The 19,483-nt window shown below is 70.2% G+C and carries 16 protein-coding genes and 1 tRNA gene; 4 read left to right on the top strand and 13 right to left on the bottom strand.

The genetic code is table 11. The features are described from left to right. Positions 1 to 4: 4 nt before the first annotated feature. Both OG574_RS29035 and OG574_RS29030 read right to left on the bottom strand, forming a co-directional pair. The gene (locus tag OG574_RS29035; RefSeq protein WP_326775606.1) at positions 5 to 1,249 is read right to left on the bottom strand and encodes an SPFH domain-containing protein; all 1,245 of its coding nucleotides are present in this window, start codon (positions 1,247 to 1,249) and stop codon (positions 5 to 7) included. Positions 1,250 to 1,405: 156 nt separating this feature from the next. Then, complete coding sequence (locus OG574_RS29030) at positions 1,406 to 2,725, bottom strand: peptidoglycan-binding protein (RefSeq protein ID WP_326775605.1); 1,320 nt, start codon at positions 2,723 to 2,725, stop codon at positions 1,406 to 1,408. Positions 2,726 to 2,911: 186 nt separating this feature from the next. On the opposite strand from OG574_RS29030, the gene OG574_RS29025 reads away from it, so the two are divergent. The 4 genes from OG574_RS29025 to OG574_RS29010 all read left to right on the top strand — a co-directional run bounded on the left by OG574_RS29025 (position 2,912) and on the right by OG574_RS29010 (position 8,423). After that, positions 2,912 to 2,985, top strand: a tRNA-Lys gene (locus OG574_RS29025). A gap of 235 nt (positions 2,986 to 3,220) precedes the next feature. After that, positions 3,221 to 3,931 (top strand): FadR/GntR family transcriptional regulator, encoded by a 711-nt coding sequence (locus tag OG574_RS29020; protein WP_326775604.1) that lies wholly within the window; start codon positions 3,221 to 3,223, stop codon positions 3,929 to 3,931. 632 nt (positions 3,932 to 4,563) lie between these two features. Next, on the top strand, positions 4,564 to 6,489 hold the full coding sequence (locus tag OG574_RS29015; RefSeq protein WP_326775603.1) for a glycosyltransferase family 2 protein: 1,926 nt from the start codon (positions 4,564 to 4,566) through the stop codon (positions 6,487 to 6,489). Continuing rightward, complete coding sequence (locus OG574_RS29010; RefSeq protein WP_326775602.1) at positions 6,486 to 8,423, top strand: kelch motif-containing protein; 1,938 nt, start codon at positions 6,486 to 6,488, stop codon at positions 8,421 to 8,423. Before OG574_RS29015 ends, OG574_RS29010 begins: the two co-directional genes overlap by 4 nt. A gap of 68 nt (positions 8,424 to 8,491) precedes the next feature. On the opposite strand, the gene OG574_RS29005 is transcribed toward OG574_RS29010, so the two are convergent. From OG574_RS29005 to OG574_RS28955, 11 genes are all read right to left on the bottom strand, one after another. Next, on the bottom strand, positions 8,492 to 9,529 hold the full coding sequence (locus OG574_RS29005; RefSeq protein WP_326775601.1) for a glycoside hydrolase family 6 protein: 1,038 nt from the start codon (positions 9,527 to 9,529) through the stop codon (positions 8,492 to 8,494). A 408-nt stretch (positions 9,530 to 9,937) separates the two neighbouring features. Continuing rightward, positions 9,938 to 10,624 carry a class F sortase gene (locus tag OG574_RS29000; protein ID WP_326775600.1) on the bottom strand — a complete coding sequence of 229 codons (687 nt, stop codon included), beginning with the start codon at positions 10,622 to 10,624 and terminating at the stop codon, positions 9,938 to 9,940. Positions 10,625 to 10,637: 13 nt separating this feature from the next. Further along, positions 10,638 to 11,210 carry a hypothetical protein gene (locus tag OG574_RS28995; protein WP_326775599.1) on the bottom strand — a complete coding sequence of 191 codons (573 nt, stop codon included), beginning with the start codon at positions 11,208 to 11,210 and terminating at the stop codon, positions 10,638 to 10,640. Between the two features lie 86 nt (positions 11,211 to 11,296). Beyond that, positions 11,297 to 12,076, bottom strand: coding sequence for an HAD-IIA family hydrolase (locus OG574_RS28990; RefSeq protein WP_116512807.1), 780 nt, complete (start codon positions 12,074 to 12,076; stop codon positions 11,297 to 11,299). Between the two features lie 140 nt (positions 12,077 to 12,216). Beyond that, entirely contained in the window at positions 12,217 to 13,278 is a 1,062-nt protein-coding gene (locus OG574_RS28985; RefSeq protein WP_326775598.1) for a 2-aminoethylphosphonate ABC transporter substrate-binding protein, read from the bottom strand. A gap of 39 nt (positions 13,279 to 13,317) precedes the next feature. Next, positions 13,318 to 14,115 carry an ABC transporter permease gene (locus OG574_RS28980; protein WP_100594032.1) on the bottom strand — a complete coding sequence of 266 codons (798 nt, stop codon included), beginning with the start codon at positions 14,113 to 14,115 and terminating at the stop codon, positions 13,318 to 13,320. After that, the gene (locus OG574_RS28975) at positions 14,102 to 14,974 is read right to left on the bottom strand and encodes a 2-aminoethylphosphonate ABC transporter permease subunit (RefSeq protein ID WP_326775597.1); all 873 of its coding nucleotides are present in this window, start codon (positions 14,972 to 14,974) and stop codon (positions 14,102 to 14,104) included. Before OG574_RS28975 ends, OG574_RS28980 begins: the two co-directional genes overlap by 14 nt. Beyond that, positions 14,967 to 16,022 (bottom strand): ABC transporter ATP-binding protein, encoded by a 1,056-nt coding sequence (locus tag OG574_RS28970; RefSeq protein WP_326775596.1) that lies wholly within the window; start codon positions 16,020 to 16,022, stop codon positions 14,967 to 14,969. Before OG574_RS28970 ends, OG574_RS28975 begins: the two co-directional genes overlap by 8 nt. A gap of 186 nt (positions 16,023 to 16,208) precedes the next feature. After that, entirely contained in the window at positions 16,209 to 16,967 is a 759-nt protein-coding gene (locus OG574_RS28965) for a GntR family transcriptional regulator (RefSeq protein ID WP_100594029.1), read from the bottom strand. Positions 16,968 to 17,058: 91 nt separating this feature from the next. Then, entirely contained in the window at positions 17,059 to 18,078 is a 1,020-nt protein-coding gene (locus tag OG574_RS28960) for a hypothetical protein (protein WP_326775595.1), read from the bottom strand. 121 nt (positions 18,079 to 18,199) lie between these two features. Next, a complete protein-coding gene (locus tag OG574_RS28955; protein WP_326775594.1) occupies positions 18,200 to 19,477 on the bottom strand; it encodes an ROK family transcriptional regulator in 1,278 nt (425 codons plus the stop codon). Positions 19,478 to 19,483 lie beyond the last annotated feature (6 nt).

Here is a 19,483-nt window from a genome sequence, read left to right as displayed (position 1 = left end):
GACTCTACGACCCGTCGCCGCCCCGGCCGGTGTAGAAGGCCACCGTCAGATCCTTGACCAGCGCCTTGCGTTCGTAGTCGTCCAGCTCGACCAGGCCGCGCGTCGTCAGCCGCGACACCGTGTCCTCGACGGAGTCGACCACGGACGTGAGCACGCTGTCGCGGTGCTGCGCGTCGAGCGCCGCGATCCGGCGGCGCTGCATCGCGGCGGCGACCTCGGGCGCGTACTCGATCCTGGTCGGCTGCGCCGAGAACACCTCGATGCCGACGGGCGCCGCATCGGCGGCGAGCTGCCGGGTGAGCGCGTCGCCGACGGCCTCGGCGTCGCGCAGGGTCGGGGCGTCCTGGTGGATGGGGGTCCCCCCAGCGTTGGCTGGGGGAGCATCGACAGGGAACTGCGAGAGCACCCGCGCCATCGCCGCCTCCACGCACTCGCGCAGATACTCCTGGTGGTTCTCGACGGCGAGCGCGGCGCGCGCGGTGTCCTTGATGCGCCACACGACGAGGACGACGACGCGCAGGGCGACCCCGTTCGCGTCGACCGCGGGCATCGCCTCACTGCGCCAGTGCCGCAGGCGTACGTCGGTACGGCGGTACAGGAGCAGGGGGTTCACCCACATCAGGCCGGTGCGGCGGACGGTTCCGCGGTAGCGGCCGAAGAGGGTGAGCACCCCCGCCGTGCCGGTCTGGCCGCGCGCGAGACCGCCGAACCCGAACAGGGCGAGCGTGAAGCCCGCGATTGCCGCCCACTGGACGGCCCCGAACTGCGCGCCCGCGGGAGCGTGCAGCGCCGTGATGTGCGGCAGCACCCCGCCCCACCACAACGACGCGGCACCGCCCGCCGCGCCGGCGAGGCCGCCGAGGACTCCGAGGGCCCCGGGCAGCGTGCGCCCGGGGCGCTCGACGAGCTCCGGGTCGACGACCGGCTCCGGGCGCGAGGGCGGCCGCGGCGGCATCCGGAGCGGTACACGCGGCTCCTCGCCGCCGCTCTGCCTGCGCGCGACAATGGCCGGCGGCAGCGGCACCGAGACGGAGTCGGACCCGTCCCGGTAGAGCAGATGGACCGGGATCTCCGTGGTGGACTCGCTGTGGATCAGCCGGGCGGGATGGCCGCCGGACGTCTCGGTTCCCGGCTCGTCGAAACCCGCGGCGCAAAAGCCCTCGGGCACCCCGTGACTGTCACGCGCATCGCCGCCGTCGGCCTCCGCGGGCAGCTCGGGCCCCTCCGGCCGCTCCGTCGTCGCACTCATCCTTGCCTCCGTGCTGGATCCGTACATCCGCGATGGCCTCCGGCCCGGCGGGGCCGGAGGATTCGGGGGGTGCGGCGAGGCGAGTCGCCGCGCACCCCCGGGGCCGCGTGCGGCCGGCGGGGCCTCACGCCCCGCCGGCGGCCGGCCGGTGGGCGATCACGAGAAGAGCCGTCGCCAGGTCTCGGGCCCCGGGTAGCCGTCGGCCGCGCCGCCGCGCCAGCCCTGGGACCGCTGGAACGCCTCGACACTCCGCCGGTCGCCCTCGCCCCAGCGGGGCCCCGGGCCCTTCGTGTAGTTCTTGCCGAACCCCTTCTTCACGAGTTGCCTGCCGAGCTGGGTGACGTGTGCGTTGCTCGCGCCCGGCCGGAACATGCCGCGCCCGGGATAGGCAGGCACCTTGGACACGGCGGAGCCGTGGCCGGCAGCGCCGGTGGTGGGCCGGATGTCCTTGCCCTTGCCGCTGACGAGATAGGCCCAGGTCTTGGGGCCTGGCAGGCCGTCGGCCTCCGCGCCGGTCCAGCCCTGCGCGCGCTGGAACGCCTGCGTGGCGAGCCGGTCGGCCTCACCCCAGCGCGGCCCGGGCCCGGTCGTGTAGAACCGGCTGCCGCCCCGGTCGACGAGCATCTTCCCGAGCCGCGTGACGGTCGCGCTGTCCGCTCCGGGACCGAACGACTTGACGCCCGGGAACTCCGTCGACGCCGAACCGCCGACCGCCATCTCCGCCTGCTTCAGCCCTTTGTAGCGATAGGGCACATAGTGGGACGAGTTGCTCCAGTAGGCATAGGGCGTGGACTGCTTGCGGGTGCGGGGCGGCGTCTGCTCGTACGCGACGTAGTAGGTGTGCGTGTAGTCGGTCCAGCCGCCGAAGATGACGACGTGCGAGCCCTTCTGAGGGTCCGCCGGATTATGGAAGAGCAGCATGTCACCGGGCTGGAGCTGCTCGCGCGTGATGCGCGTCCCGAATTTGTTGAGACTCCCGGTCCATTCGTTGCTGCCGAGCTTCCACACCATGGAGACGAAGCCGGAGCAGTCCTGCCGGTAGCCGTCGCTCCAGAACTTGACCATGCTGTACGGCACCTTGGCGGCGATCCAGAGCTTGGCCCGGTTGATGATCGCCGCGCGGGTCGTGGCCGGCAGTCCGGTCACCTGGCCCGGATGCGTGGCCGGGCTGCCCGCCGGTCCGTGCAGCGGGCCCGTGCCGCCCTGCGGGGTCGGAGGCTCGTCCGAGGACGGCAGCCCCGGTCTGGCCGGTCCGTGGGTGGACGCGACGGCGGGCACCGTGTGCGCGCCGCCGATGACCGTGCCGGCCGCGGCGGCGAGGACGAGGGCGCGCCGGGCGCCGTGGGCGGCGGGGTGGCCGCCGAGCCCGATCGTCAGCGACGACGGGGAGCTCCCGGCGGCATGCCGCCAGCGAAGGCACCCCGGGCAGTCACAGTCGCTCGCAGGATCGAATTCCTCGAACACCGGAGCTTCCATGCGATTCCCCTCACACTCCAGAATGAAATGTCCAACTATCAGTACAAACGGAAGCCTCTCAACTCTCCGGTGATATCGCATGTTGACGGTCCAAATGATGCACTTACCGGACAAATAGGGTGATACGGACGGGCGTGGTGGTCCGGAGCACCCCAGGGATTCAGGTAGAGTTCTCCAGGTCAGCAGGCGCCGCTAGCTCAGTTGGTTAGAGCAGCTGACTCTTAATCAGCGGGTCCGGGGTTCGAGTCCCTGGCGGCGCACAGACACAGCGAATGCCCTCCACGCGAGTGGGGGGCATTCGCTATTTGCGGGCCGGCCCCGACCCAGCGAAGGCGGCTGGGGGTCCGGGGGGCGAGTCCCTGACGGCGCACAGGCACGGCGGAGGCCCTCGCGAGAGCGAGGGGCATCCGCCATTGCCGGGCCCTCCACGTAAGCGGGAGTCTTTCTGCTGTTCGGGGGGCGTACGGACGCCGTTCCTGCCGATAACGTGGGGCCATGGCGCGCGACCTCCAGGAGCGGATCAAAAAGCTCATCATCGACCGGCGGCTTCCCTCCGGTGCCTCCCTGCCCACCGAGCCCGAGTTGATGGAGCTCCTCGGCGTCAGCCGGAACTCCGTGCGCGAGGCGCTCAAAGCTCTCCAGGCGATGGGCATCGTGGAGATCCGGCACGGCTTCGGCACGTACGTCGGGCCGATGTCCATGGCCCCCATGATCGAGGGGCTCACCTTCCGCACCGTCGCCGGGCACTACCGCGGCGAGGACAGCCTGCTCCAGCTCCTCGAACTGCGCGAGGCCGTCGAGACCGGCCTCATCGCGCGCCTCGCCGGACGCGTCCCCGACGCCGACCTCGCCGAACTGGACGCCCTCGTCGACCGCATGGACACCGAGGCCGCAGCCGACGGCGCCGTGAGCCCGGGCACCGACCGCGCCTTCCACGCAACGCTCTACCGCGGCCTCGGGAACCCTCTGCTCGGCGAGGTCATGGAGGCGTTCTGGGACGCCTTCCACCGCGTGCGCACCGACCTCGTCGCCATCCCGCACGACCCGAAGGTCACCGGACTCCAACACCGCGAGATCGTCGACGCGGTGCGCTCCGGCGACCCGCTGCGGGCGGAGCGCGCCATAAGGGAGCACTTCGGCGACATCCGCGCCCGGCTGAGCACTCCGGCGGACACCCGCGGCGAGCGCCCCGCGAGCAACACCTGAGCACCCCGCCGAGCAGCCCCGCGGGCACCCCCGGCAAGCAGCACCTGAGCACCTCGGCGAGCACCCCGGCAAGCAACCGCGCGGACACCCGCGGCGAGCACCCCGCGAGCAACGCCTGACCAGCTCGGCGAGCACCCCGGCGAGCACCCCCGCGAGCACCACCTGAGCACCCCGGCAAGCACCCCCGGCGAAACGCTCCGGCGCGCGCCCGATGGGCAACACCTGAGCCCCCGGCGCGCGCCCCGTGGGCGACGCCGGCGCGCCCCATCCGCCCCAACAGGCGCACCAAATCGCGCGTATGACCGGTAAACAGCTTGTTTCGCTTCGTATCGCCCTTGCGATCATGATGAGGTGCGTAGAACCCTGTCCTGGAGCAATTGGCTCCGATGAGGCAGGCGGTACACGGCAGTTGGGGCCGGCACTCGGCCGGCGCCGGTTGCGCTCGATTCAGGGGTGGGGGCCCCGTTCATGAAGCGATGCCGAGGGGGGCATCATGCAACCGGAAGGCCGTCGTCTCAGTCTTAGACGGGGGATGGTGGCCTGCCACTGACACGTCCGGCAAGGTCGAGGGGGACCGAACCGGACGGATGACCGACGACCACGCAGTGACTTGCGTGCGGGGGGAATGACTCATGACGTCGACGCCGACGGGCGCCCGGCAGAACTTCGATCCGTCCCAGACCACCCAGCTACGCGTGCCGCCGCATCGCACCGGCGGCTTCCGGCGCATCAAGAAGACCCTGCCGCGCTACGACTACGAGCACTACAGCCGGCTCGCGGGCCCGCTGACCCAGCCCGAACCCGGCAAGCCGTACAAGGTGCAGTACCGCTCGCTGCTCTCGCAGGAGCCGCACCGGCTGCGGGCCGCGCTGATGCTGGGCGCCGCGCCGCTGCTCTCCCTCGTGCTCCTCTTCTGGCTGCTCCAGCCCGAGCACTGGACGCAGCGGGACTACCCGGCGTACGACTTCCTGCCCGCGCTCGACGTCGTGATGCTGGTGTCGATCGGCCTGATCGAGTTCTTCCGCTGCATGAACGTGCTGTCGAACGCGCACGCCACGCTCGTCGCCCGCGACCCGATCCCGGTGGTGCCCGAGACCGGCACGAGAGTCGCGTTCCTGACCTCGTTCGTGCCCGGCAAGGAGCCGATCGAGATGGTCACGAAGACCCTGGAGGCGGCGGTCAAGCTGCGCCACCGAGGTCTGCTGCACATCTGGCTCCTCGACGAGGGCGACGACCCCGAGGTGAAGGCGGTCTGCGAGCGCCTCGGCGTGCACCACTTCTCCCGCAAGGGCGTCGCGCGGTGGAACCAGGCCAAGGGCCCGCACCGCGCCAAGACCAAGCACGGCAACTACAACGCCTGGCTGGACGCGCACGGCGACGACTACGACTACTTCGCCTCCGTCGACACCGACCATGTGCCGCTGCCCAACTACCTGGAGCGGATGCTCGGTTTCTTCCGCGACCCGGACGTCGGCTTCGTCATCGGCCCCCAGGTGTACGGCAACTACGACAATTTCGTCACCAAGGCCGCCGAGTCGCAGCAGTTCCTCTTCCACGCTCTGATCCAGCGCGCGGGCAACGCCTACGGCGCCCCGATGTTCGTGGGCACGTCGAACGCGGTCCGTATCAAGACCCTCAAGCAGATCGGCGGTCTGTACGACTCGATCACCGAGGACATGGCGACCGGTTTCGAGATCCACCGCGCCAAGAACCCGGCCACCGGCAGGAAGTGGCGGTCCGTGTACACACCGGACGTGCTCGCCGTCGGTGAGGGCCCGAGCGCCTGGACGGACTTCTTCACGCAGCAGATGCGCTGGTCGCGTGGCACGTACGAGACCATCCTCAAGCAGTACTGGAAGGGCTTCTTCTCGCTCCCGCCGAGCAAGCTCTTCAACTACACGATGATGATCATCTTCTACCCGATGTCCGCCATGAACTGGATTCTGGCGGCGCTGAGTTGCGCCCTGTTCCTCGGTCTCGGCGCATCCGGCGTGAACATCGACCCGACCATCTGGCTGATGCTGTACGGCAACGCATCGGCACTGCAGATCGGCCTCTACATCTGGAACCGCCGGCACAACGTCTCGCCCCACGAGCCCGAGGGCTCCGGCGGCGTGGCCGGCATGGTGATGTCCGCGCTGTCCGCGCCGCTGTACGCGAAGGCCCTGTTCGACGCGGTGCTGCGCCGCAAGAGCAAGTTCGTCGTCACGCCCAAGGGCGACTCGGCCAGCCCCGACCGGTGGTTCGGCACCTTCCGGTACCACTGGTACTTCATCCTCGTCTTCGCCGGGTCCATCGCCGCCGGCTTCGTGTACGGACACTCGCACCCAGCGATGATCACTTGGGCCTGCTTCGCCCTGCTGATCACGGCGCTGCCGATGTTCGCCTGGCGGTACATGCTGCGCCAGGACAGGAAGAAGCCGAAGCCGCCCGCCGCCGAGACGTCCGGGCCGCCGCATCCGCAGCCGCACAGCGTGCCGCAGCAGAAGCCCGCATGGGCCGCAGACGGGGGCAACGACCAGACCATGCAGATTTCCCTGGGGGGACGTAACAAGTGAAAGACGGTGCCAGCCGCCGCCGTGCCCGACGCATAGCCATCGGCTCGGTGGTGGTGCTAGCGCTTGCCGGGATGAACGGGCCGTGGCTCTACCGGTTCGGGTCGGCCAAGTACCACGACTACAAGATCAACAAGCCCGAGTACAAGGCCGAGAACGGCAAGTGGGACATCGTCGAGTTCCCCGAGGAGTACCGGCAGAACACCATCCACGCCGCCCTGCTGCACACGGGCAAGATCCTGCTCGTGGCCGGCTCCGGGAACAACCAGGACAACTTCGACGCGAAGAAGTTCGACACCCGGCTGTGGGACCCGGTGAAGGGGACGATCAAGAAGATCCCCACGCCCACCGACCTGTTCTGCACGGGCCACACCCAGCTGGCCAACGGAAATCTGCTCATCGCGGGCGGCACCAAGAGCTACGAGAAGCTCAAGGGCGACGTCACCAAGGCCGGCGGCCTGATGATCGTCCACAACGAGGACCCGGACGAGCCGAAGACGATCCCCAAGGGGTCCAGGTTCACCGGCAAGGAGAACGGCAAGACCTTCGTCACCAGCGAGAACATCACCATCGAGCGGGCGAAGAAGGTCTTCGACCCCAATACGGGCAAGTTCCTGCGCAACGACCCGGGCATCCGCCGGGTCTACGTCGAGGCGCAGAAGAGCGGCACGAAGTACGAGACGGGCACGCAGGACAACTACCGCGTGCAGGGCCTCAAGGGCGCCGACGCACGCAACGTCTACGGCATCGCGCAGAAGCTCGCCCTCGACAAGAAGGACTTCCAGGGGATCAGGGACAGTTACGAGTTCGACCCGGTCGCCGAGAAGTACATCAAGGTCGACCCGATGAACGAGGCGCGCTGGTACCCGACGCTGACCACGCTCTCGGACGGCAAGGTCCTCTCGGTCTCCGGGCTCGACGACATCGGCCAGCTCGTCCCCGGCAAGAACGAGACGTACGACCCGAAGACCAAGAAGTGGACGTACACCAAGGGGATCCGCCAGTTCCCGACCTACCCGGCCCTCTTCCAGATGGAGAACGGGAAGATCTTCTACTCGGGCGCCAACGCGGGCTACGGGCCCGACAACGTCGGCCGCACGCCCGGCATCTGGGACCTCGAGACCAACAAGTTCCACAAGATCCCCGGGCTGAGCGACCCGAAGCTGATGGAGACCGCCGGCACGGTCGAGCTGCCGCCCGCACAGGACCAGCGCTACATGGTGGTCGGCGGTGGCGGGGTCGGCGAGTCCAAGGAGTCGAGCCGCAGGACGCGGATCGTCGACCTGAAGGCCAGGGACCCGAAGTTCGTCGACGGCCCCGAGCTGGAGAAGGGCACGCGCTACCCGCAGTCCTCCACGCTCCCCGACGACACGGTCCTGGTGTCAGGCGGCTCGGAGGACTACCGCGGCCGAGGCGACTCGAACATCCACCAGGCGCGGCTGTACGACGTGAAGACCAACACGTTCAAGCGAGTCGCCGACCCGCTCGTCGGCCGCAACTACCACTCGGGCTCGATCCTGCTGCCCGACGGCCGCGTGATGTTCTTCGGCTCGGACTCGCTCTACGCCGACAAGGCGAACACCAAGCCCGGCGTCTTCGAGCAGCGCATCGAGATCTACACGCCGCCGTATCTCTACCAGGACTCGCGGCCGACGCTCAGCGGCGGCACGAAGACCGTCGCGCGCGGCGGCACGGCGACGTACAAGTCGGACCACGCGACGGCGATCAGGACGGCCCGGCTGATCAGGCCGAGCGCGTCCACGCACGTCACGGACGTCGACCAGACGTCGATCGCCCTCGACCTGAAGAAGTCGAAGGACAGCGTCACGGTGACCGTCCCGAATGACCGCAGCCTGGTCGAGTCGGGCTGGTACATGCTGTTCGTGACGGATGATCAGGGCACGCCGAGCAAGGCGCAGTGGGTGCACGTGCCGTAGGGGAACGTACGTAAGGGGGTGCGGGGCCGAAGCCCCGCACCCCCTTGCTGCTTTCCCTGCCGCCGGCCCTACTTACTGGCCTCGGCGAGACCGATCGCGTACTCCGGCCACCAGGCGCCCGCCTTCGGACCGCCCTTGCAGTCACCGTCCGACTCGCCGGGCCGCTTGACCCACAGGTACGCCTTGACCAGGGGGTCGCCGGTCTTGGTGCCGGGCTCCTCGCCCAGCGCACGGCCGGGCGGGTTGCACCAGCGCTGATCCGGATCGCCGCCCGTGTAGGGCCCGTTCCCGTTGCGGCTGGTGTCGATGACGAACGGCTTGTTGCCGACCTTCGCCGAGAGCTCCTTGCCGTACTTCACGGAGTCCTCGGTGGTGTAGAAGTTCGACACGTTGACCGAGAAGCCGTCGGCCTGGTCGATGCCGGACCACTGGAGCGGCTGGAAGATCTGGTCCGGCTTGCCCCAGCCGGCGTTCCCCGCGTCGAGGTAAACCGTCGTGTTCTTCAGTGACGTGAGCTTGCCGACAGCGCCCTTGAGGAGGTCGTAGCGCTCCTCGTGGAACTCCTCCGGCGTGCAGTTGTCCACCATGTGCTGCACGGCGTCCGGCTCCAGGATCACCGTCGCGCGCCGGTCGCCGATGCCCTTGGCGACACTGTCGATGAACGCCCGGTACTGGTTCCCGTCGGCCGCGCCGCCCTTGGAGAACTGGCCGCAGTCGCGGTGCGGGATGTTGTAGAGCACGAGCAGGGCGTCCCTGTCGGCCTTGTCGGCCGCCTCGGTGTAGCCCCGGGCCTGGTCCTCCGCGTTCTCCGGGAGGATCCACTCGCCGCTCGGCTGCTCGGCTATCTTCCGGATCTGCTCGGCGTCGTCCTTCTTGCCGGACTTCTCGTAGGCGGCGACCTGCTTGGCTGCGCTGCCGTCCGGGTTGACCCAGTACGGGTCGGACCCCTTCGGCTGCTGTTTCACGGGTGACGGTGAGCCGTTCTTGTCCTTGCCGTCCCCGGAGGAACAACCGGACACCAGCAGCGCCGCCCCCACGGCCGCCGCTCCCGCCCTCACCCCCCAGGCGCCGACACCGCGTACGCGGCCTGCGTCCTTGCGGTACATCCACTCCCCCTTGGGTGCCCTGTACGACTCTCAATCCTGGCATACGGGCCGCCGCGGCCACGAGGGCGGACAGGGTTCGTCAACTACCTGTTACAGCCCCCGCGTTCGGTGTTCACCAGGTGAGCGAGCACATCCGGACTTGGCGTCAAACAGCCTCTAGGCCACGTCGCCCATCCGCTCTACAGTCGTCGTGAGCGGCCCGAGCCCCCGCCGTCACCACCTCTCCGAGAGGGGCTCTCCGAGAGGGCAGGTCTCTCTCCCGACCTCCCGCGCCGACGCCGGGTTACTCCCGCAGCCCGAGCGCGCGCGGTCGAGGACCAGCCCGGCCAGGCGGCTCCCCGGGGGGAGCGGGTCGCCGGCCGGGCCAGGTTGTCAGCGCCGTCGGTGTTGCCGGCGTCGTTGTCGCTGTCAGCTCGCGGACGCGGGCGCGTTGGTCACTCCGGTGAGGTACGCGGACACGACCACGTTGGCGGTGTAGGTGTGCGACGCCCGGTCGAAGGAGCCGCCGCACGTGATCAGTCGCAGCTCGGCCCGGTCGGACTGCCGCTGCCCGTACGCCTTCTTCGCGTCGAACCGCGCGCGGCTGAAGACCTGCACGTCGTCGACGGTGAACTCGGCGACGGAGCCGTCGTCCCGCCCTACCCGCACCTTGTCGCCCGGCTTGGCCGAGCTGAGGTGGTAGAAGACGGCGGGCCGGGTGTCCGTGTCGACGTGCCCGACGAGCAGGGCCGTGCCCCGCTCGCCCGGCTTCGCGCCGCCGCCGTACCAGCCGACGACACCTGCCTCCGAGAAGGGCGGCGGGTCTATCGCGCCGGCCCCGTCGAGGCCGCTGACCGTCACCGGCGCCTCGATCTTCAGTGCGGAGACGTCGATGCTCTGCGGCTTCGCGCCGGACATCGACATCGGCTTGTGCGCGGGCGGCAGTTCGATGCCGAGCGGCCGTCCCACTGCGGCCGCGTCGCCGGTCGTGGGCGCGGACAGGCCGTGGAAGTCGGTGACTTCGCGGCCCCACACCCACAGGCCGAGCAGCAGTACGGCCCAGGCCACTCCGGTCACGAGCCGCCCGTTGCCATGAGGTCGTTCGCCGTCAGCCATGATCGGCCCCCGCTCAGTCGGAGCGACGCCGGCGGACGCCGCGGAAGGCCACGGCCACAGCCGCGACCGCCGCGAGCACCAGGCCGATCACCGCGTGCCGGGTGCCGGGGCCCTCCCCGCGCACACCGGCGATCTCGGTGGTGTGGGCCGCGGTGACCTGCGCGGTCCCGCCGCCGCCCGCGTGCACGGCCGCGGTGGGGGTCGGCGTGGGCCGGCCCGGCTGCAGGACCTGGACGCTGCCCCTGACCTTGTCGTCGGCGCCGTCGCAGGTCACTTTGATCTCGTAGACCCCGGGCGTCGCTGACGAGCGGATGCGGGCCTGCGTCGTCAGGGTGGGCTGGTCGGCGGACCGGGCGAGGTCGCCGGGCGTCTCGAAGGCGTCCGAGTAGACCTTGCCCCTGGAATCCTTGCAACCGGAGACCCTGAGGTCGACCTGGGTCCCCGGGGCGGGGGCGTACGGGGTGACGGTTATGGAACCGGTGGATCCGTCGGATCCCCCGCCCTCCGCGTGGGCGGCGGCGACGGGCAGTGTCACCAGAACGGCTGCCGCCCCTATGGCACGGAGAGCGAACATCTCTCTACGCATTGTGAACCTCCTGTATTGGAAGGGTCACGCGCGCAGGCCCGATCCGCATCCCGGGGCCGCCGGAAAAGGCCGCCCCGGGAGCGGGATCAGACGAGTTCGACCAGGTCAGCGATGGAATTGACGACCTCGGAAGGCCGGAAGGGATAACGGTCGATGTCGGCCCTGCCGGTCAGCCCGGTCAGGACGAGGAAGGTCTTCATCCCGGCCTCGAGGCCCGCGAGGACGTCGGTGTCCATGCGGTCGCCGATCATGGCGCTGCTCTCCGAGTGCGCCCCGATCGCGTTCAGGCCGGTGCGCATCATCAGCGGGTTCGGCTTGCCCGCGAAGTAGGGCTGCTTGCCGGTCGCCTTGGTGATCAGCGCGGCGACGGCGCCGGTGGCGGGCAGCGGGCCCTCGGTGGAGGGGCCGGTCTCGTCCGGGTTGGTGCAGATGAAGCGGGCGCCGTTGTTGATCAGGCGGACGGCCTTCGTCATGGCCTCGAACGAATAGGTGCGTGTTTCGCCGAGAACCACGTAGTCCGGGTCGTGGTCGGTGAGGACGTACCCGATGTCGTGCAGCGCCGTCGTCAGGCCGGCCTCGCCGATGACGTACGCCGTGCCGCCGGGGCGCTGGTCGTCGAGGAACTTGGCGGTGGCCAGCGCCGACGTCCAGATGTTCTCGACCGGCACCTCCAGGCCCATGCGGGTCAGCCGGGCCTGGAGGTCGCGGGCGGTGTAGATCGAGTTGTTCGTCAGCACCAGGAAGGGCTTGCCCGACTCGCGGAGCTTCTTGACGAAGGCATCGGCGCCGGGGATCGGCACGCCCTCGTGGATGAGCACACCGTCCATGTCGGTGAGCCACGATTCGATGGGCTTGCGCTCTGCCATGTGCCGGTCTCCTGCCATACAAGAAAACACTGGGGTCAAGAAATAGCTGGGGCGCCGGGACCACTCTGTGCCGACGGCCCCCAGCCTAATCAGGACGTGCTGATCTTGACCCCGTCGAGCCTTGCGTGAGCGGCGGCAGGTCAGCTGCCGGTCGCCGACTTCCAGTCCTCCACGTACGTCTGGAGGTTCTTGTCGATGTCGTTCCAGTCGGGCTCGAAGATCTCGACGCCGTCCATCACCTTGGAGAGGGCGATGGCGTTCTCGTCGGTGGCCTTGACGTCCTTGCGCGCGGAGAAGCCGCCGCCGATGGAGCTGACCTGCTGCTGCGCCTTGGTGGACAGCATGAAGTCGAGGAGCTTCTTGCCGTTCTCGCTGTGCGGGGCGTTCTTCACGAGGCCGCCGGCATAGGGCAGGGCGAACGAGGTCGGCTTGCCGCCGGCCTTCTTCGGGAACCACAGGCCGAGGTTCGGCATGGTCTTGGACTGCGCGAAGCTCATCTGCACATCGCCGTTGGCGACGAGGAGTTCGCCCTTGTCGACCTTGGGGGCGAGCTTGCCGGTGGAGGCGGACGGGCCGACGTTGTTGGCCTGGAGCTTCTTCAGGTAGTCCATGGCGGGCTTCTTGCCGCCGAAGTCGTGCATGGCCTTGACGACCACGGCGGTGCCGTCGCCGGCGACGCCGGGCGTGGAGTACTGGAGCTTGTTCTTGTACGTGCCGTCGAGCAGTTCGTCCCACGTGGTGGGCGCCGTCTTCAGGTCCTTCTTGTTGTAGACGAAGCCGAAGTAGTTGTTGACGACGGAGGTCCAGGTGCCGTCGGCGGCCTTGTCGGCCCCGTCGACCTGGTCGGCGCCCTGGGGGGTGTACTTCGCCAGGAGGCCCTTGCCGTCGGCCTGCTGGATGAACGGCGGGAGCGTCACGATGACGTCGGCCTGGGTGTTCGACTTCTCGCGGGCGGCGCGCTGCACCATCTCGCCGGAGCCGCCCTCGACGTACTCGACCTTGATGCCGGTCTTCTTCGTGAAGTCCTTGAAGACCTGGTCGTACCAGCCGTCGCCGTTCTCGCCCTTGAGGCCGTCCGCGCTGTACACGGTGACGGACTTCTCGTCGGAGGCGGCGGAGTTGCCGCCGCAGGCGGAGAGGGTGGCGGCGAGGGCGAGGCTTCCGGTGACGGCGGCGATCGGCTTGAGCATGTTTCTGCGCATGGCGAGGTGAACTCCTTGCAGCGATGTGGGTATCGGGGGTCAGCGGTACGAGGCTTTGGTGCGGATCCGCGAGACGAGCAGCAGGACGAGCAGCGTCGTCGCCATGAGGATCACGGAGATCGCCGATCCGGTGAACAGGGAGCCGCGGTCGGTGATCGCGTAGATCTGCACGGGCAGCGGCATCCAGTCGGGCGGGTAGAGCATCATCGTGGCGCTCAGCTCGCCCATGGACAGGGCGAAGCAGAGTCCCGCGGCCGCGTTCAGCGACGGCAGCAGGAGGGGCAGCTTGACCTTCCACAGGACGTACGAGGGGCGGGCGCCGAGTGACGCTGCGGCCTGTTCGTACGCGGGGTCAAGTCGTACGATCGCGGCCGAAACCGACTGATAGGCGAACGCCGTGACAAGAATCGTGTGCGCCAGGATGACGATCCAGCGGGTGCCGTTGAGCACCATCGGCGGCTTGGAGAACGCGACGAGCACGGCGAGGCCGACCACGACGGACGGTACGGCGACCGGCAGCATGAACAGGGCGTCGAGCACCCTGCGGCCGCCCTTCTTGAGCGCGGCGGCCGCGAGCGCGGCCCAGGTGCCGATCAGGAGGGCGAGGAGGCTGGCGCTGACGGCGGTGACCAGGCTGGTGGTCAGCGCCTGGAGGGACGCGCCGCTGGTGGCGGCCTGGTAGTGGCCACCGGTGAATCCGGTCGGAAGGGCGCTCGACCAGTTCGTGGCGAACGACGCGGCGACGATGACGAGCAGCGGCAGCGCGAACAGAGGCAGGAAGAGGGCGAAGAAGAGGACCCAGGTGGCCCACTTGCCCTTACGGCTATGCACCAGCACGGCGGCTCACCACCCGGTAGAGGCCGTAGAGGCCCACGGAGATCAGGACGTTGACGACGGCGACCACGCACGCGCCCGGGTAGTCGGACTCGAGGATCGCATTGCTGTACACGAGCATCGGGAGCGTGGTGACGCCCTTGGCGCCGGTGAAGAGCACGATGCCGAACTCGTTGAGGCACATGACGAGGACGAGGCTGCCGCCGGCGGCGAGCGCGGGCAGCGCCTCGGGCAGGATGACCTGCCGCACGATGCGGGCGGGCTTCGCGCCCAGGGAGGACGCCACCTCCAGCTGCGCGGTCTCGATCTGCGAGAACGCGGCGAGCAGGGGCCGCATCACGAACGGTGTGAAGTACGTGATCTCGGCGAGGAGCACGCCCCACGGGGTGGTGAGGAACTGGAAGGGCCCGGAGGCGGCGCCCGTGACGTCCGTCCACAGTCCGTTGGCCATGCCCACGGAGCCGTAGACGAAGAGCAGCGCGAGGGTGATGAGGAAGGACGGGAAGGAGAGGAACACGTCGATGAACTTGGCGACGGCCTTCCCGCCGGGAAACGGGACGAACGCGATGACGAGCGCGAGCGCGAACCCGAGCACGAGGCATCCGACGGTCGCCCCGACCGCCAGCCACACCGTCGTCCCGAGTGCCTCCCGGAACGCGGACGACGCAAAGACGTCGGCGTACGGCTCGAGGGAGGTGCCGCCGGTGTCGGGCTGTACGGACTGCTGCACGACTAGGGCGAGCGGGTAGAGGAACACGAGGGCGAGTACGGCGACGGGCGGCAGCGCCCACACCCACTTCGGCGTTCCCTTGCGGGGCTTCGTGGCCTTGCTCACCGGCGTGCTCAGCGTGGCGCTAGCCATCCTTGCTCACCCCGGCCGAGAGCAGCACCGCGTCCTCGGGTGCGAAGTGCACGGTGACCTCGTCGCCGAGCGCGGGCGGGGTGCGCAGTTCGCGCAGGTCGGCCTTGAGCCGGTGCCCGCCCACGTCGACGTACAGGCGGTGGGTGGAGCCGCGCCACTGGACCTCGGACACGGAGCCGGTGAGGGCGTTGGGCCCGTCGCCGAGTCCGACGAGGTGGGGGCGCACGCACAGGGTGGCGGACACCCCGGAGGCGACGTCGCCGGTGGGCACCTTCAGCTGGGCGCCGGCGAAGGACACCGACCCCGAACCCACCTGTACGGGAAGGAGGTTGGCGTTGCCCACGAAGGACGCGGTGAACTCGGTGCGGGGCCTGCGGTACAGCTCCTGCGGGGTCCCGCAGTCCTGGAGCCGCGCCTTGTCCATGACCGCGATCCGGTCGGCGAGGGTGAGTGCCTCGACCTGGTCGTGGGTGACGTAGAGGATCGACACGTCGGGCAGTTCGCGGTGCAGGCGGGCCAGTTCGGCCAGCATGCCGGAGCGCAGCTGCGCGTCGAGCGCGGACAGTGGCTCGTCGAGCAGGAGCACCCCGGGCCGGATGGCGAGGGCCCGTGCGATGGCCACCCGCTGCTGCTGCCCGCCGGACAGCTCGCGCGGGTAGCGCTTCGCGTAGGACGCCATGCCGGTCATCTCGAGGGCCTCGGTGACCCGGGCGGGGATCTCGGCCTTGGCGACCTTCTGGGCCTTCAGGCCGAAGGCGACGTTGTCCTCCACGCGCAGGTGCGGGAACAGGGCGTACTGCTGGACGACCATGCCGATGCCGCGCCGGTGGGGCGGCAGGTCCGTGACGTCGCGGTCGCCGATCAGGACGCGGCCCGACGCGGGCCGCACGAATCCGGCGACGGCGCGCAGGGCCGTCGTCTTGCCGGAGCCCGACGGGCCGAGCAGCGCCATGACCTCGCCGGGCTCGACCGTCAGGTCGAGGGAGTGGAGGACGGTGTTCGCGCCGTAGGCGACGGACACCTTGTCGAAGCGGATGCCGCTGGCCATCAGCTCTCAGCTCCAAAGCGCACGGCGGGTATGGGGTCGGTCTTCTCTCTCACGGCGGCCACGCTCCTTGGGGCGGATGACCCGTGCCGGTCCGCACGGCAACGGGACGGTGAACGGCCACCCAAGGTTGGCCTAGACCCGTTACATTCTCGTTATCATCGTGAGTCAACTACCGCCCCTCGGCGATCAGTTGCCCAAACGCGTGGTGAACGAGAACCGGTCCCCCCGGTAAAGCGTCCGCACCCTTTCCGTGGGCCGGCCGCTCGTGTCGGACGACACCCGGTGAATGAGAAGCATCGGCAGCGCGGGCGGCGTGCCGATCAGGAGGGCCTCGCGCGGGGTGGCCAGCACGGTCTCGATGCGCTCGTCGGCGGACCCGAACTCGATCCCGAGCCGCTCGTGCACATACGAGTAGAAGGACGAGTCCGGGTCGAAGTCGACGTCCAGGCGCGGCATCCGCGCCACGGCGACGTAGGTGCTCTCCAGGCCGACGCGCTCGTCGTCGGCGAGCAGCACGCGCTCCATGTGCCACACCGGCTCGCCCCGCTCGACCTCGATCTCGTCGGCGAGGGCGGGCGGGCACGGGAAGCGGTCGAGGCCGATGAGCGTACGTCCCGGGCGGCGGCCCTGGCGGCGCACGCCCTCGGTGTAGCTGGCCATCGACAGCGGCTGCTCCAGCTTGGGCCCGGCCACGACCGTCGCCCGGCCCTGGCGGCGCAGGCGCCCTTCGAGCAGCAGCTCGCGCAGCGCCTGGCGCACGGTCTCGCGCGCCACCTCGAACCGCAGGGCCAGGTCCCGTTCGGTGGGCAGCGGCTCGCCCTCGCCCAGCTCGTCGAGGAGGGCAGAGACATGGGCCTTGACCGCGTAGTACTTCGGGATGCGGCCGTGCTCGGGGATGCCGGCGCGTACGGGTGCGCCAGGTGCCTGGTCGTTCGGGTAATCCACCCAGGGATGTTCGCAGACATTTGTTAACGGGGTGTCGGGGGCGGTCCGGGAGTGTGGTGCGCGCGGCGGGCGGCGTGGCCGGAATCCGCCCTCACCGGCGGTCGGTGCGCAGCCGCCGGGAGCCCGCCACGAGGGCCGCGCCGCCGATGAGCAGGGCGCCGGACGCGAGGCCGAGTCCGCGCAGGGAACGCGGCCCGGTCCGCGCGAGCTCGTCGGGCGTGAGGGAGAGGTCGCCGGGGTCGGCCCCGATACCTGCGTCCGCGCCCGTGTCTGCGTCTGCGTCTGCGTCTGCGCCCGTGTCTCCATCGGTGCTGGTGCCGGCGCCTGGGTCGCTGCCGGCCGTGGGGCCGGTGGTGGGTCCATGGGTGGGGCCGGTGGTGGGTCTGCGGGTGGGGCCGTGGGTGGGACCGGTCCCGTCGGTGGCACGGGCGCTCGCGGTGCCGCTGTCGCGGCCGGGCTCGAGCACGCCGTCATCCCCGGTGTCAGGTTCGTCGCGCTGCTCGCCGGGGCGCCTTCCGGACCGCTCGCCCTCCTCGTCGTCGGTGAGCGTGAACCGGTAGTCGCCCGACTCCCCCACCCAGTCGCCGTCGTCGTCCCGGCGCTGCACGACGGCCGCGTTGGCGACGACGCTGTTCGGCTCGGCGTCGGAGGTGAACGTGAGCCGGGCCCGGACGGTGACGGTCTTGCCCGGGCCCACCCGGAAGCCGGGGAAGCCGTCGTCGAAGACGCCGACGTTCTCGTCCCACTCGGTCCGCTCGAAGTGCACGGGGTGGTGGCGCTTGCCGTCGGAGAACTCCAGCTGGATCTGCCGCGTCGCCAGCGTCCGCTTCTTGTCGATGAGTACGAGGACGGGGTGGATGCGGGCGCACTCGGCATCGGTCTTGTTCGTGAGGTCGAGGGACCAGGTGCGGAAGCCGCCGCCGGGGTGGTACGTCGTGGGGCCGCCGCGGATCCGGGTGCTGATCGGGAAGTCGGCGGGGTACTGGGTGACACAGGTGGGCTCGAGCGGGGCGGACCCGGCCGGGACCGGGTCGGCCGCGAGGGCGGGGCCGCCGGTCACCACGGAGGTCAGGGCCACGGCAGTGACGGCGAGCGGGATACGCGGTCGCATGAGGAGCCTTTGTGATCGCGGGCGGGAAGGGTACTGCCGCCGCGACCGTGTCACGCGCGACGCGCCCCGTGCCGGACCAGCAGGGCCCCGTACGGCCCGATGCACGAGCGATTCCGCTCGATCAGCTCAGATTTCTGTCATTCCGGTTGGCCGGGAAGTGACCGTGCGCCCGGCCGAACAGGGGTGCGAGGACCAGTTGGGCGGCGCCCTCGACGACCGCTGTCGCGGCGCCGGGCGCGCGCAGGACCGGGACCTCGACCGTGCCGCCGCGCCGCGCCCGCTCGCCGAGCACCGCCCGCACCCCTTCGACGAAGCGCTCCTCGGCGGCTGCGACCGTGCGCCCGCCGAGCAGGACGAGGTCGATGTCGAGGAGGCCGACCATGTTCGCCGCGCCTTCGCCGAGCACGCGCGCGGCCTCGTCGAAGGATCCGGCGGCGACCGCCGCGAGGCAGAGAGCCTCGATGCAGCCGCGGTTGCCGCAGCTGCAGAGCGGACCGTCCAGCTGGATCACCTGGTGGCCGAATTCACCCGCTCCCGTGTGCGGCCCGCGATACGGCGCGCCACCCAGGACGAGTCCGGCGCCGAGCCCCGTACCGAGGTGGAGGTACGCGAACGCGTCGCCGGACCCGGCGAGCGCGAGGCCGAGCGCGGCCGCGTTGGTGTCCTTGTCCACGACCACGGGAAGCCCGAGCCGCTCCGCGAGCGCGTCCCGCAGCGGGAACCCGTCCCACTCGGGGAACCCGGTGACGCGGTGCAGCACGCCGGAGGAGTGGTCGAGGGGCCCGGGCAGCGCGACGCCCACGCCGAGCACTCGGGAGGTGGGGGGTTCTGGATGTACGAGGTCCTGCGCGCCGGGGTCCTGTGCGTCGGGTTCCCGTACGCCGCGGCGGTCCGGCTCTCCGGCATCCGCGTCCCCGCGGCCCGCATCCGCGTCCCCGCCGCCCGCATCCGTATCCGCATCCCCGCCGTCCGCGTCCGCGTCCGCGAGCAGCGCCTCCACCTCGCTCGCCGCCGCCTCCACCACCGCGTCGCCGCCCGCGCCGAAGGCGAGCGGGGAGCGGCGTTCGGCGACGACCGTGCCCGCGAGGTCGACCAGGACCGCCGTCAGTTCGTCGCGGTCCAGGTGCAGCCCGACCGCGTGCCCCGCGTCCGGCACGAGGCGCAGGACGGTGCGCGGCTTGCCGCCCGTCGAGGCGCGGCGGCCGGTGTCCGTCACCAGGCCCTGTTCCCGGAGCCGCGCCGTGATCTTGCTGACGCCCTGCGGGGTGAGGCCCGTGCGCTCGGCCAGTTCGAGCCTGCTGATGCCCTCGTCGCCCGCCGTGCGCAGCAGATCGAGTACGAGTGCGGCGTTATGGCCTCGCAGCACCGCCAGATTGACCCCGGAGTTAGCCCTGTTCACTCCCCC

The sequence above is a fragment of the Streptomyces sp. NBC_01445 genome (genome assembly GCF_035918235.1).
Lineage (GTDB): Bacteria > Actinomycetota > Actinomycetes > Streptomycetales > Streptomycetaceae > Streptomyces.
Note: the sequence above shows the minus strand (reverse complement) of the source record. Positions and strands in the feature narration are given on the sequence as shown.

Excerpts from the sequence above, each read along its gene's own strand:
- OG574_RS28970 (WP_326775596.1), bottom strand. The coding sequence starts at position 16,022 with ATGGCCAGCGGCATCCGCTTCGACAAGGTGTCCGTCGCCTACGGCGCG.
- OG574_RS28995 (WP_326775599.1), bottom strand. The coding sequence starts at position 11,210 with ATGCGTAGAGAGATGTTCGCTCTCCGTGCCATAGGGGCGGCAGCCGTT.
- OG574_RS29000 (WP_326775600.1), bottom strand. The coding sequence starts at position 10,624 with ATGGCTGACGGCGAACGACCTCATGGCAACGGGCGGCTCGTGACCGGA.
- OG574_RS29015 (WP_326775603.1), top strand. The coding sequence starts at position 4,564 with ATGACGTCGACGCCGACGGGCGCCCGGCAGAACTTCGATCCGTCCCAG.
- OG574_RS28960 (WP_326775595.1), bottom strand. The coding sequence starts at position 18,078 with ATGCGACCGCGTATCCCGCTCGCCGTCACTGCCGTGGCCCTGACCTCC.
- OG574_RS29020 (WP_326775604.1), top strand. The coding sequence starts at position 3,221 with ATGGCGCGCGACCTCCAGGAGCGGATCAAAAAGCTCATCATCGACCGG.
- OG574_RS29005 (WP_326775601.1), bottom strand. The coding sequence starts at position 9,529 with ATGTACCGCAAGGACGCAGGCCGCGTACGCGGTGTCGGCGCCTGGGGG.
- OG574_RS28985 (WP_326775598.1), bottom strand. The coding sequence starts at position 13,278 with ATGCGCAGAAACATGCTCAAGCCGATCGCCGCCGTCACCGGAAGCCTC.
- OG574_RS28990 (WP_116512807.1), bottom strand. The coding sequence starts at position 12,076 with ATGGCAGAGCGCAAGCCCATCGAATCGTGGCTCACCGACATGGACGGT.
- OG574_RS29035 (WP_326775606.1), bottom strand. The coding sequence starts at position 1,249 with ATGAGTGCGACGACGGAGCGGCCGGAGGGGCCCGAGCTGCCCGCGGAG.
- OG574_RS29030 (WP_326775605.1), bottom strand. The coding sequence starts at position 2,725 with ATGGAAGCTCCGGTGTTCGAGGAATTCGATCCTGCGAGCGACTGTGAC.
- OG574_RS28975 (WP_326775597.1), bottom strand. The coding sequence starts at position 14,974 with ATGGCTAGCGCCACGCTGAGCACGCCGGTGAGCAAGGCCACGAAGCCC.